9 protein-coding genes are annotated in these 12720 nt (G+C 72.0%); 5 read left to right on the forward strand and 4 right to left on the reverse strand.

Annotation, left to right across the window (positions count from 1 at the left end):
- Nucleotides 1-126 precede the first annotated feature (126 nt).
- Nucleotides 127-1266 carry a GNAT family N-acetyltransferase gene (locus ACWEN6_RS34580; RefSeq protein ID WP_452576243.1) on the reverse strand — a complete coding sequence of 380 codons (1140 nt, stop codon included), beginning with the start codon at nucleotides 1264-1266 and terminating at the stop codon, nucleotides 127-129.
- Between the two features lie 151 nt (nucleotides 1267-1417).
- Between ACWEN6_RS34580 and ACWEN6_RS34585 the strand changes: the two genes are divergently transcribed.
- The 3 genes from ACWEN6_RS34585 (at nucleotide 1418) to dop (ending at nucleotide 5960) form a co-directional block, all read left to right on the forward strand.
- Nucleotides 1418-2278 (forward strand): tRNA (adenine-N1)-methyltransferase, encoded by an 861-nt coding sequence (locus ACWEN6_RS34585; protein WP_354926077.1) that lies wholly within the window; start codon nucleotides 1418-1420, stop codon nucleotides 2276-2278.
- Between the two features lie 220 nt (nucleotides 2279-2498).
- The gene (arc, locus tag ACWEN6_RS34590) at nucleotides 2499-4262 is read left to right on the forward strand and encodes a proteasome ATPase (RefSeq protein WP_452576245.1); all 1764 of its coding nucleotides are present in this window, start codon (nucleotides 2499-2501) and stop codon (nucleotides 4260-4262) included.
- 180 nt (nucleotides 4263-4442) lie between these two features.
- Nucleotides 4443-5960 carry a depupylase/deamidase Dop gene (dop, locus tag ACWEN6_RS34595; RefSeq protein ID WP_452576247.1) on the forward strand — a complete coding sequence of 506 codons (1518 nt, stop codon included), beginning with the start codon at nucleotides 4443-4445 and terminating at the stop codon, nucleotides 5958-5960.
- 132 nt (nucleotides 5961-6092) lie between these two features.
- Here dop and ACWEN6_RS34600 read toward each other — a convergent pair whose 3' ends face one another.
- The gene (locus tag ACWEN6_RS34600) at nucleotides 6093-6974 is read right to left on the reverse strand and encodes a serine/threonine-protein kinase (RefSeq protein WP_354852765.1); all 882 of its coding nucleotides are present in this window, start codon (nucleotides 6972-6974) and stop codon (nucleotides 6093-6095) included.
- A 380-nt stretch (nucleotides 6975-7354) separates the two neighbouring features.
- Between ACWEN6_RS34600 and ACWEN6_RS34605 the strand changes: the two genes are divergently transcribed.
- Nucleotides 7355-7564 carry a ubiquitin-like protein Pup gene (locus ACWEN6_RS34605; RefSeq protein ID WP_279787070.1) on the forward strand — a complete coding sequence of 70 codons (210 nt, stop codon included), beginning with the start codon at nucleotides 7355-7357 and terminating at the stop codon, nucleotides 7562-7564.
- A gap of 448 nt (nucleotides 7565-8012) precedes the next feature.
- Here ACWEN6_RS34605 and ACWEN6_RS34610 read toward each other — a convergent pair whose 3' ends face one another.
- A complete protein-coding gene (locus ACWEN6_RS34610) occupies nucleotides 8013-8777 on the reverse strand; it encodes an SDR family NAD(P)-dependent oxidoreductase (RefSeq protein ID WP_452576249.1) in 765 nt (254 codons plus the stop codon).
- A gap of 94 nt (nucleotides 8778-8871) precedes the next feature.
- Here ACWEN6_RS34610 and ACWEN6_RS34615 point away from each other — a divergent pair, with 94 nt between their 5' ends.
- A complete protein-coding gene (locus tag ACWEN6_RS34615; RefSeq protein ID WP_354852769.1) occupies nucleotides 8872-9330 on the forward strand; it encodes a MarR family winged helix-turn-helix transcriptional regulator in 459 nt (152 codons plus the stop codon).
- A 72-nt stretch (nucleotides 9331-9402) separates the two neighbouring features.
- Here the strand turns inward: ACWEN6_RS34615 and ACWEN6_RS34620 are convergent, their stop codons facing one another.
- Entirely contained in the window at nucleotides 9403-12708 is a 3306-nt protein-coding gene (locus ACWEN6_RS34620) for a glycoside hydrolase family 38 N-terminal domain-containing protein (RefSeq protein WP_452576251.1), read from the reverse strand.
- Between the last annotated feature and the right edge of the window lie 12 nt (nucleotides 12709-12720).

Below are 12720 nucleotides of genomic sequence, written 5' to 3' on the forward strand. Positions count from 1 at the left end.
AGGCGCGCTCCGGACCGCGTCGCTCGCGGCAGGAGGCCGCGTCTCACGGCAGGAGCGCGGCGCGGCCAGGGAAGGGGCGGCCGGGGGAGGGGCGGCCGGGGGAGGGGCGGCCGGGGGAGGGGCGGTTCAGCCGCGCAGGCGCACCCACTGCAGGTCGTCGTGCCGGGTGCCGTCCACGCCGGGCAGCAGCGCCCTGACCAGGGCCTCCCGCTCGAAACCCGCGCGTTCCAGCACGCGGTGGGAGGGGATGTTGTCGGTCGCGGTGCCCGCCACGATGCGGTGCAGAGGGGTGCTGGCGAACGCCCACTCGCACAGCAGGTCCACGGCCCTGGTCATGAATCCACGGCCGCGGAAGCGCCCGGCCAGGCTGTAGCCGATCATCGCCTGGCCGAGCGCCTGGTTGACGTTCATGAGCTGGATGTGGCCGGCGAACTCCCCGGTGGCGGCGTCGTGGACGCCGAGCTCGGCCCGCTCGCCCGCCAGCCACCACATGCCGGTGCACCGGGCGCGGTACACGCTCTCCTCGCGTAGCGGGGCGAGCGGCGGGACGCTGCGCACCAGCACGTCCGGCTCGCTCATCATGGCCTGGTAGGCGTCGACGTCGGCCAGGGTGAGCGGCGCGAGCCGCACCACGCCGTCCGACAGCGATCCGCCGGGCAGGTCGGGCAGGTAGGACCGCTGGGGGGTGCCGGGGTCGGTGGCCAGGCGCCCGTACAGCACCAGGTCGGTGCGGCCGCCGCCGTCCTTGCGGGAGGCGGCCTCCCGCAGGACGCCTTCGCGGCGGTAGCCGGCGGCCATCGCGACGCGCTGGCTCGCGGTGTTCTCCAGATCGGTGAGCAGTTCGACCCGGTGCGTCCCGTGCTGGTAGGCCCATTCGCTGAGGGCCCGGGTCGCGATGGTGGCCACTCCACGCCGGCGGGCCCAGGGCGCGACCATATAGCCGATCTCGGCGTTGCCCGCCGCGGACGGCGGCTTGAGCAGCGCGTTGCCGAGCCAGTCGCCGGTGGCCGGGTCGGCGATGGCGAAGTACGCCCCGCCCGCCTCCCACGTCCCGGGGGCGGTCTCGGTGACGAAGACGCGCGCGTCGTCGGCGGTGTAGGGGACCGGGACACTCGGGACGTAGGCGGCGATCTCGGGATCCGCGCAGGCCCGCGTGATCGCGTCGATGTCGTCCTTGGCGGGCGGGCGCAGCAGGTACGGGCCCGCCTGGACCGTCTCGCGGGGGTACCGGGGGAGCCCGGGACGCCGGGGAAGCCGGGGAAGCATGGCAAAGAGCTACCAGGATCGGGCGCGGAGGGCCAATCCATTTCTCTGGGGGATGCGCCACCCCAGAGGTCGCGTTCCACGTGATACCGGTCACCCCAGTGGCATCGCGCGCCCGCGCGAGCGGGCGGCGGGCGGATATAGCCTTGCGCGCATGGGTTTCCGCAGGCACGGGCCGTTCCGGCCCGGTGATCAGGTACAACTAACCGACCCCAAGGACAAGCGCCACACCGTGACGCTCAAAGAGGGCGGTGTCTTCCACACGCACAAAGGCTCCATCCCGCACGACGACCTGATCGGGTCTCCCGAGGGCTCGGTCGTGCGCTCCTCCGGCGGGACGCCGTATCTGGCCTTCCGCCACCTGCTGCAGGACTACGCGGTCTCCATGCCGCGCGGCGCGGCCGTCGTCTATCCCAAGGACGCCGCGCAGATCGTCGCCATGGCCGACGTCTTCCCCGGCGCGCGGGTCGTGGAGGCCGGCGTCGGCTCCGGGGCGCTCACGTGCTTCCTGCTGCGCGCGGTGGGCGAGAGCGGCACGGTCACCTCCTACGAGCGGCGCGAGGACTTCGCCGAGGTGGCGCGCAAGAACGTCGAGAAGTTCTACGGCGGCCCCATGCAGCAGTGGCGGCTGGTCGTGGGCGATCTGGTCGCCTCCCTCGACGAGAGCGACGTCGACCGGGTGATCCTCGACATGCTGGCGCCGTGGGAGTGCGTGGACGCGGCGGCCAAAGCCCTGACGCCTGGTGGTGTTATCTGCTGTTATGTAGCGACAACAACACAGTTGTCGCGTACGGTGGAAAGCCTCCGCGATCACGGAAGTTTCACTGAGCCGCATTCGTGGGAAACCTTGGTCCGCGACTGGCATGTGGAAGGTCTCGCCGTCCGCCCGGGTCACCGGATGGTCGGGCACACGGGCTTCCTTGTCACGGCCCGTCGCATGGCGGACGGCGTCACGCCCCCGCCCAGGCGCCGGCGCCCCGCCAAGGGCGCGTACGGGGAGGAGTCGGGCACATGAGCTCCCGAAGCCGACCATGAGGTCCGGCGGGCAATCATGCCGGCTCGCCAACCATGGGAACAGAAACCCGTGTGACGCTGCTTACTAGCAATAGCCGCCTATAAGGCATTTAACACTGAACACTGGATGTAATGACACGAACACTCCCTGGCCAGGTTACGGATGCCCCCGAGATAGGTAGGGTCTTGAGTAGTCGCCCTCGACTGGGAAGGAGGTGACTGTGGCAGCTCGCGATGACGCTGAGGCTCGAGCCGCCCAGCGCGAACGGGAGGTCGCTGACCTCACAACTCAGGTCTCCTTCCTCCAGGAGGAGATCACCGCGTTGCGCCGGAAGCTCGCCGAGTCTCCACGGCAAGCCAGGGTCCTCGAGGAACGTCTCCATGAGTTGCAGGCCAATCTGGCCGCGGTCACCGGGCAGAACGAACGGCTGGTGGCCACGCTCAAGGAGGCCCGGGACCAGATCGTGGCCCTCAAGGAGGAGGTCGACCGGCTGGCTCAGCCGCCGTCCGGCTTCGGCGTCTTCCTGGAGGCACGTGACGACGGCACCGTCGAGGTCTTCACCGGGGGGCGCAAGCTCCGGGTGAACGTCAGCCCCGCGGTCGACGTCGACACGCTCAAGCGCGGCCAGGAGGTCATGCTCAACGAGGCGCTCAACGTGGTCGAGGCGCTCGGCTACGAGAGCGTCGGCGAGATCGTGATGCTCAAGGAGCTCCTCGAGGACGGCCAGCGCGCGCTGGTCATCTCCCACGCCGACGAGGAGCGCGTGGTCCGCCTCGCCGAGTCGCTGTTCGACCAGCCCATCCGGGCCGGCGACTCGCTGCTGCTGGAACCCCGCTCCGGCTACGTCTACGAGCGCATCCCCAAGTCCGAGGTCGAGGAGCTCGTGCTCGAAGAGGTCCCCGACATCTCCTACGAGGAGATCGGCGGCCTGTCCCGGCAGATCGAGCAGATCAGGGACGCCATCGAACTGCCCTACCTGCACGCCGACCTGTTCCGCGAGCACAAGCTGCGTCCCCCCAAGGGCGTGCTGCTCTACGGTCCCCCCGGGTGCGGCAAGACGCTCATCGCCAAGGCCGTGGCCAACTCCCTGGCCAAGCAGGTCGCGGAGAAGACCGGCCAGTCCGGCAAGAGCTTCTTCCTCAACATCAAGGGCCCCGAGCTGCTGAACAAGTACGTCGGCGAGACCGAGCGGCACATCCGCCTGGTCTTCCAGCGGGCCCGTGAGAAGGCCTCCGAGGGCACCCCGGTGATCGTGTTCTTCGACGAGATGGACTCGATCTTCCGCACCCGCGGCTCGGGCGTCTCCTCCGACGTCGAGAACACCATCGTCCCCCAGCTGCTGTCGGAGATCGACGGCGTCGAGGGCCTGGAGAACGTCATCGTCATCGGCGCCTCCAACCGCGAGGACATGATCGACCCGGCGATCCTGCGGCCCGGCCGCCTGGACGTCAAGATCAAGATCGAGCGGCCGGACGCCGAGGCGGCCAAGGACATCTTCTCGAAGTACATCACCACCGAGCTGCCGCTCCACGAGGAGGATCTCGGCGAGCACACCGGCTCCCGTGAGGCGACCGTCGGCGGGATGATCCAGCGGGTCGTCGAGCGGATGTACACCGAGTCCGAGGAGAATCGCTTCCTCGAGGTGACCTACGCCAACGGCGACAAGGAGGTCCTGTACTTCAAGGACTTCAACTCCGGGGCCATGATTCAGAACATCGTGGACCGCGGCAAGAAGATGGCCATCAAGGCGTTCCTGGAGACCGGGCAGAAGGGCCTTCGCATCTCGCACCTGCTCGCGGCCTGCGTCGACGAGTTCAGCGAGAACGAAGACCTGCCCAACACCACGAACCCCGACGACTGGGCCCGCATCTCCGGCAAGAAGGGCGAGCGGATCGTCTACATCCGCACCCTGGTCTCCGGGAAGCAGGGCACGGAAGCCGGGCGGTCCATCGACACGGTCGCCAACACCGGCCAGTACCTCTGATTGACACCGGCATGCGACGGCGTGGTTCCTCCCGGAGCCGCGCCGTCGCTGTTTCCGCCCCGGCGGAGCGGGCAGCCACCAGAGGGTCTGGATGCGCGGGCGACGGTCTAGGCTCGTGGTTACAGGCGGCGTGACGGTGATGGTCCGGGTGCGACAGAGCACAGATGAAGGGCTGAGAGCGTGACGGTACGGCGGGTGATGGGCATCGAGACCGAGTACGGCATTTCCGTACCCGGGCAGCCGGGCGCGAACGCGATGGTGACCTCCTCACAGGTGGTCAACGCCTACCTGGCGGCCTCGGCCGCCCGGGCGCGCAGGGCCCGATGGGACTTCGAGGAGGAGAATCCACTTCGCGACGCCCGCGGCTTCGACCTGGCCCGCGAGATCGCCGACCCCACCCAGCTCACCGACGAGGATCTCGGGCTGGCCAACGTCATCCTGACCAACGGGGCCAGGCTCTACGTCGACCACGCCCACCCCGAGTACTCCACTCCCGAGTGCACCAACCCCCGTGCGGCGGTGATCTGGGACAAGGCCGGCGAGCGGGTCATGCACGACGCCGCCGTCCGCGCCTCGGCCATGCCGGGGAACGCTCCTATCCAGCTGTACAAGAACAACACCGACAACAAGGGCGCCTCCTACGGCTGCCACGAGAACTACCTCATGCGGCGCGCCACGCCCTTCGCCGACATCGTGCGCTACCTCACGCCGTTCTTCGTCTCCCGTCAGGTCGTCTGCGGCGCCGGCCGCGTCGGCATCGGGCAGGACTCGCGCGGCGAGGGCTTCCAGATCAGCCAGCGGGCCGACTTCTTCGAGGTCGAGGTGGGCCTGGAGACCACGCTCAAGCGGCCCATCATCAACACCCGCGACGAGCCGCACGCCGACCCCGAGAAGTACCGCCGCCTGCACGTGATCATCGGCGACGCCAACATGTCCGAGATCTCGACCTACCTCAAGCTGGGGTCCACGGCCCTGGTGCTGGCGATGATCGAGGACGGGTTCCTCACCGGCGACCTGTCGGTCGAGAGCCCCGTGGCGGCGCTGCGGGCCGTCTCGCACGACCCGACCTGCAAGTACGAGATCACCCTGCGCGACGGGCGCAAGATGACCGCGGTCCAGCTCCAGATGGAGTACCTGGAGCAGGCGCGCAAGTACGTCGAGGACCGCTTCGGCGCGGCCGTCGACGACATGACCAAGGACGTGCTCAACCGCTGGGAGTCGGTGCTCACCCGCCTGGCCGAGGACCCGATGCAGCTGTCCAGGGAGCTCGACTGGGTGGCCAAGCTCGAGATCCTCGAGGGCTACCGCTCGCGCGACGGTCTGCCCTGGTCGCATCCCCGCCTGCAGCTGGTCGACCTGCAGTACTCCGACATCCGCCCCGAGCGGGGTCTGTACAACCGCCTGGTGGCCCGCGACCGCATGCAGCGGCTGGTCACCGAGGACGACGTCCAGCGGGCCATCGAGCTGCCGCCCAACGACACCCGCGCCTACTTCCGCGGCCGGTGCCTGCGCCAGTACAGCGAGTCGGTGGCGGCGGCCTCGTGGGATTCGGTGATCTTCGACATCCCGGGCCGCGAGTCGCTCCAGCGCGTGCCCACCTTGGAGCCCCTGCGTGGCACCAAGGCCCACGTGGGCGAGCTGCTCGACCGCTGCCGCACCGCCGCCGACCTGGTCAGCGCCCTCACCGGCGAACGCTGACCCCGCCCGGGCCGCCGGCCGGCCACCACGTCGGCCGCGAGCCCGCGACCCGTCCACCCGGCCCGGCCCGGCGCCGGGGCGGGTCGTCTCGCGGCTCCGCTTCGCGACGCCCGCGGGCGGGCCGGGTCCGATCTACATTGTAAAGGCGCCGGGTGGGAAGATGCCGCTGCCGGTCAGCCTCATGGGCGGCACCGCGATGCCCTCCTTGCGCAGGATCTCCGACAGCAGCAGGGCGGCCTGGTCGCTGGTGAGCCGCTCCGCCGGGTCGGGCCGCAGCAGTCCCTCCAGCAGCGTCCGGAGCGCGCCGGCCCGCCGGGGCATCCGCGCCTGCTCGGGCGGCGTGGTCGAAAGGACGTCCCCGCCGCCGGTCGCCGGCGGCCTGCCCTCGACCGAGAAGTACAGGGTGGCCCCGAAGGACCACAGGTCGGCCGCCTGCGTCGCCGGGTGGCCGTGCAGCCGTTCCGGGGCGATGTACCCGGGGGAGCCGACGATCGGCATGGTGTTGGTGTGGGAGGTCTCGTCCTGGAGCACCGCGATGCCGAAGTCGCTGAGCACGACCCGCTCGCCGGTGAGCAGCACGTTCCCGGGCTTGATGTCGCGGTGCAGGACGCCGGCCGCGTGGGCGTGCCGCAGGCCGCTGAGCAGGTGGAAGCCGATCCAGGCCGTCCAGTGCACCGGCAGGCGGCCAAGGTGCCAGGCGGTGGCCTGCAGGGTCAGCGCCTCCACCAGTTCCATGACGATCCAGAGCCGGCCGTCCTCCTCCAGCAGGTCGTGGACGGTGACGATGGCCGGATGGCTGAGCCGCGCGGCCGATCGCGCCTCGCGCAGCGCGTGGCGCCTGGCCGTGTGCACGTCGAACCGGTCCCCGTGCTGCGACGGGCGCAGTTCCTTGATCGCCACGTCGCGGGCGAGCCGTCTGTCGTGCGCGCGCCAGACGATGCCCATGCCACCTTGGCCCAGCGGCGAGATCAGCCGGTAGCGATCTCCGAGCAGCTGTGCGTGGTCCGCTTTCATTTCACCCGTTCATATCCGGCATCGTGACCCAGCCCCCACGGCCGCTCCTCGGGAGCGGGATGCCTATGGGCGGATCTTCACAGAATGCCATATGAGAAGGGGTGGCGATCAGATTTGCACCAGTCCGGCATGGGTGTGGCGGTCGTTCGCCCACCGCGGTGCGAACCCGGCAACGGGCCCCTCGAAGCTCCGATGCGGGCGCTATCGGGCGGATAAATGGTGGCAAGTCACCAGATTTGCGGCGGCCTGTTCCGGGGAGGTTGTCTGACGGGACGGTCCTCTTCCAGGCGTCTGGCGTAGATCACAGGACGATCCGCGCGAAATGTCGTCTGGTTCGGGGAAGATATGAATCAGATGCGTCCCCCAAGCGGAGGTACCACATGGCGACGAAGGACACCGGCGGCCAGAAGCAGACCGGCCGGCAGGAGACCGAGGTCGAGGAGACCGAGGCACAGGCGGCTCCGGACGTCCAGGAGCGTCAGGAGAAGCTCACTGACGACGTCGACGCGATCCTCGACGAGATCGACGAGGTCCTCGAGGAGAACGCCGAGGAGTTCGTCCGAAGCTACGTGCAGAAGGGCGGCCAGTAGGGCCGGCCGATCTGATCTGATCCGGCCCCGCCCGCCCGGCGACGAGCGCGGCGACCTCGCCCACCCCGGGTCGCGGAGACGACCCCCGCCCTCGGGCCGAGGCACGCCGAGGCGCGTCACCGCCGGCGGAAGGACGACCCCGCCTCACCCAGGGGCGAGGAGGTCGACTCCGCGCCACCCAGACAGGTGTACGCAGCCCCCGGAGGGCGCTCAGGCATCATGAGCCCCGCAGCGCCCCCCGGGGGGCGCCTCGGGCGATCACGGGGGAGCCGCCGCGGCGCCGTACCTCCCGCCCAGGCCGCCCCCGGTCGAACGGGCGTGACTCCACCGCCCTCCCGCTCGCGGCGAGGCACGGCCCAGCCCGGCCGTACGCTGCGCGCCGGAGGCACCCGCACCACGTCCGAACGGCCTTCTCTCCACCGCCCCGCCCGCAGAACGGTCCGCCCCGCTACCAGGCGGTCGCACCGCCGTCGACGGGGATGTTGGCGCCCGTGATGTACGACGCCCGGTCGGAGGCGAGGAAGGCCGCCACCTCGACGACCTCCTCGGGGCGGGCGAAGCGCCTCAGAAGCGTCTTGCCGGTTATCGCGTCCCTTGCGGCCTGGTCGTCGCCGAGGTCGCGCTCGCTGGCCGGGCTCAGGACGGGCCCGGGGCTGATCGCCACCGCACGGATCCCGTGGGGCGCGCCTTCGAGCGCGAACTGCCGCGTCATGCCGATGACACCGGCGTTCGCCGCACCGTGCGCGACCATCGGGGGGACCCGGCCGGCGATCATGCCGGCCATGGACGCGACGTTGATGATGACGCCGCCGCCGCGCCGGACCAGATGGGGCCATGCGAACTTCGACACCAGGAAGGGGATGTCCAGTTCGCCGGCCATCGTCACCTTCCAGTCGTCGACCGAGAAAGCGGGCATCGGACCGAAGCGCATGTAGGCGGCGTTGTTGTAGATCACGTCGAGCCCGCCGTACGCGGCCGCGGCTTCCTCGACGACCTGCCGGGCCTGCCGCGGATCGCTGAGATCGCTCGGCGCGATGCCCGTCATCTCGCCGCCGGCGTGGCGCACCAGTTCCACCGTCTCCTCGTTCGGCTCGGCCTGGATGTCGCAGCCGACGACCTTGGCGCCCTCTCGCGCGAAGACCAGCGCCGCGACGCGGCCCATGCCTCCCGCGGTGCCGGTGATGAGCACTGTCTTCCCGTCAAGCGTTCCCATGGAGCGCTCCTCCCGCCGGTGATTCATAAATTACTTGCTTCGTCAAGCAAGTAATAGCAGGTAGTTCCTTCGCGAAGCAAGTAAAGTCCGGTTCATGACCACAGCCCAGCCGCCTCGGCCGCTCACGCCCGACGAGGAGACACTGCTCCGGGCGCTGACCCGCGTGATGTACGCGCTGCCGCGCGCGATCGACGCCGACATGATGCGCGAGCAACGGATGCCGCTCGTCGAGTTCGTCACCCTGATGCGGCTGTCGGAGGCGCCGCGGCGGCGGATGCGGATGGGGGACCTCGCGGCCGCCTGCGAGCTCTCGCTGAGCGGGATGACCCGCATCGTCGCCCGCCTCGCGGATCAGGGCCTGGTGGAGCGGGTCAGGTGCGACGACGACGCCCGCGGGTGGAACGCCGTCCTCACCGACGCCGGCCTCACCCGCCTGGAGCAGGCGTGGCCGGCCAACCTGGCCAGCGTTCGCCGGCACTTCTTCGACCACCTCGAAGGCATCGACCTCGCCCGGCTCGCCAGTGCCATCCAGCGGGTCGCGAGCGACGACTGACCCCGGCGCCTCTCAGGCCAGGTGGACCGCGGCGGTCGTGGAGCGCGGGCGACGGCCGCCCTTGGGTGTCCCTCAGGTCAGGCGGACCGTCGCGATCTCGAAGGGGCGCAGCGGGAGCCGCAGGAGGCCCTGAACGGGCCGCTGGGGGCCGATCGGGCGGCCGAGGGTGTCCACCAGGCACGCGGTGGTGAACGCGCCTCTGATCACCGCCTCGGTGGGCGCGGGATGCTCGGCGACCAGGCGTACCTCCAGTGCGCCGTCCCGCTCGCGCAGCGCGCCCATCATCACGCCCTCCCCGCCCACCTCCAGCCGCGACTCCGCCCTGGTGCCGCCCGCCTCCCCCCAGGGCTCCGGCCGGGAACCGCGCGCCTCCTGCCGCGACTCCGCCCCGGCGCCACCCGCCTCCTCCCAGGGCTCCGGCCGGGAACCGCGCGCCTCCTGCCACGGCTCCGGCGCCTCGCCGCTCCCCTCGGGCCGGGAGCGCGGTGCCGGGCCGCTCACCTCCGGGCCGGGCGTTCGCGCCGTCCGCGCGGTCTGGGCGGAGCCCGGGACCGCCAACAGGTCCAGGTGGTACTCCTCGGCGAGGCGGGGCAGGGCGGCCCGGTCCCAGCCGCTCTCGTACAGGTGCACCGCGAACCGGGTCGTGATCGGCCCGGGGCACTGGGCGCCCGGCGTCGCGATCTGCGGTCCGGCCGGCTCGTCCCGGTAGGCGTTGTGGTTGCGCGAGAGGTACCCGACCGCCCGCAGCAACGTCACCGCCAGCTCACCCGCCGCTTTGGCCGGGCCGCCGGGGCCACTGGGGGTCCCAGGGCCAGGGCCGCCGGGGCCCGCGGAGTCGCCGGAGTCGCCGGAGTCACCGGAGTCACCGGAGTCACCGGAGTCACCGGGCGCGGCGGCGCGAGGGGCGTCCGGAGGCGGCGCGGCCTCATGGGGCAGCAGTTCGTACTCGGTGACGTGGCCGGGGAACACGGCCAGGCCGCCGGCGGCGACGAAGCCCGAGGCGGGGAAGGTGGGCAGCGGCTCCTCCCCGCAGCCGCCCTCGGCGCTCAGCCCGCGCCGGACGACCGCGTATTGGCCGCCGGCGAACGACTCGGCGGCCGGACGGGGCAGGGGAGCGTGCCAGCGGACGCGGTGGTCGCGGCAGGCGTTGTCGAAGGTGACGGCCAGCCGGGCGTACGGCTCGCCCGCGCGCAACTCGACCCGGGTGGTCACGGTGACCTCGGCCTCCTTCGGTGACCGGGCGCCACCGGTGAGCCGAACCGGCCAGCGGTAGCCGCGCGCCACCTCCATCACCGACACCAGCGGGCCCGAGCACACCGGCGTGACCGTGACCCACGCGGGCGTGCCGGCCAGGCGGTCGCCCGCGGGCGGGGCGTAGTTGTAGGTGTCGCCGGCGTCCCCGCCGTCGACGACGCGGCCGACGCCCCGCACGTTAAGGCCGGACGGCGTGGTGAGGGCGAGCGTGCCGTCGTCCTGCGCGGCCACCCGCAGCAGGCCGTTGTCCAGCACCCCGTGCCCGCGCGCCGCCCCGGAGGAGGGAGAGACGGGGGCGGATGGGGGAGGGGCGTGGCCCGAAGCCGGCTCCACGGCCGCGGCGCGGGCAGCCAGGGGGTGGCCCGGCTCCGGCTTCCGGACCCCTGCGGAGGCGGGCAGGGGCCGGCCTGGTCCCGGCTCGCGGACCCCGGCGGAGGTCGGCGGGGAGTGGCCCGGCTCCGGCTGTCGGACCTCGGCGGGCAAGGAGGCGGGCGCGGAGGTCAGCACGGTGCGTCCCAGGGCGGGGACCCGGACCTGGGCGGCGACGGTCACCACGGGCTCGGCGACCGTGCGGACCAGCCACGGGCCCGGGCGGGCGGCGACCGCCGCCTCGATGTCGGCCCTGAGGTCGGCGTGGCGGTAGGCGGTGGAGGCGTGGCGGCCGACGACGACCGTGAACACCCCGTCGCCCGCGGCCCAGGAGACGATCTCGTGGCCGAACAGCTCACGCTCGTGGATCCGGCCGAGGAGCGCGCCCAGGTCGTCCATGGCCGACTCGTCGAGCAGCGTCGGAGACTCCGCCAGCCGCTGCACCGGCACCGCCGAGCCGTCCTCGGCGGCCAGCCCGGAGCGCTCCGCCGGCAGGTCGGCCGTCACCAGGGCGGTGCGGGCGAAGGGGGAGGGGTTGACGACCACGACCTGGTCGCGCCGGGCGCCCGCGGCGAGCGAGGCGGAGACCAGGTCGACCACGGCCTGCCCGATCTGCTCGGCCTCGGCGACGCGCGCGCCGACCTGCTGGGCGGTCTCGTCCGCGCCGCACCCGGTGATGGAGTCGTGGCCGCTGCAGGCGACCAGCCCGCGCCAGGCCAGCTCGATCAGCCGCCGCGCCGCCGTCCGCTCGCCCTCGCCGCGCCGTGCGCCGTGGCCGTGCCGTCCGCTCTCGCCCCGCCGTCCGTCCTCGCCGTGCCCTTCGTCCCGCGGTTCGCTCTCGCCGGGGCGGTGGCCGAGCCACAGGGCGGACAGGGGTTCGGCGTAGCGGGTGACGACGCGTTCGGCGCGGCCCATGGCGTGCTTGAGGTGGACGCGGGCGGAGATCACGCCGGGCAGGATGTTGGCCCGGGCGTGGGAGCGCAGCTCGCCGCGGACGACCGGCGCCGGTCCGCCGCCGTCCAGGGCGCCCGGGGCGGACAGGTACTCGCCGAGGGTGGCCAGGCGCAGCCCGGCCGCGGTGATCCCGGCGGCGGGCGCGGAGTGGTCGGCGCCGTACATGGCCAGCAGCGGCCCCTCGGCGCGCCAGGGGCGCATGACGCCGGCGAAGGCCGCCAGCCGGTCGCCCATCCCTTCCTCCGGGCCGGTGAACAGCGCCACCGCGTTGCCGTAACCGCCTGGCATGTACTGGGTGGGGATCACCGTGCCGTCGATGCCCTCCCAGGCGAACACGTCGCGCTCGACCGAGGCGGGCACTCCGCGCCACAGGCACGCGACCGGCAGTCCGGCCAGGGCGAGGATCTGCGGCATCTGCGCGCAGTGCCCGAACTGGTCGGGCAGGTACCCGACCTCCATGGCCCCGCCGAGTTCACCGGCGCCGCGCAGCCCGTACTCCAGGTTGCGGATCAGGGTCTCTCCCGAGCACAGGAACTCGTCGGCCAGGATCGTCCACGGCCCGGCGGCGAAGCGGCCCTCCCGGACGAACCCGGCGAGCTCGTCCCTGCGCTCGGGGCGGATCTCCAGGTAGTCCTCGACCGCGGCGAGCTGCCCGTCCATGGTGAACCGGTAGGCCGGGTCGGCGGCCATGGTGTCGAGCACCTCGTCCAGCATCCGCACCAGGCCCATGCGGAAGCGCTGGAACGGCAGGTACCACTCCCGGTCCCAGTGGGTGTGCGGGACGACGACGATCTCGTTCACCAGGTGCCTCCG

The organism is Sphaerisporangium sp. NPDC004334, from assembly GCF_053602655.1.

Coding starts and splice junctions, on each gene's coding strand:
- ACWEN6_RS34580 (WP_452576243.1), bottom strand. CDS start 1,266: ATGCTTCCCCGGCTTCCCCGGCGTCCCGGGCTCCCCCGGTACCCCCGC.
- ACWEN6_RS34585 (WP_354926077.1), top strand. CDS start 1,418: ATGGGTTTCCGCAGGCACGGGCCGTTCCGGCCCGGTGATCAGGTACAA.
- ACWEN6_RS34600 (WP_354852765.1), bottom strand. CDS start 6,974: ATGAAAGCGGACCACGCACAGCTGCTCGGAGATCGCTACCGGCTGATC.
- ACWEN6_RS34605 (WP_279787070.1), top strand. CDS start 7,355: ATGGCGACGAAGGACACCGGCGGCCAGAAGCAGACCGGCCGGCAGGAG.
- ACWEN6_RS34610 (WP_452576249.1), bottom strand. CDS start 8,777: ATGGGAACGCTTGACGGGAAGACAGTGCTCATCACCGGCACCGCGGGA.
- ACWEN6_RS34615 (WP_354852769.1), top strand. CDS start 8,872: ATGACCACAGCCCAGCCGCCTCGGCCGCTCACGCCCGACGAGGAGACA.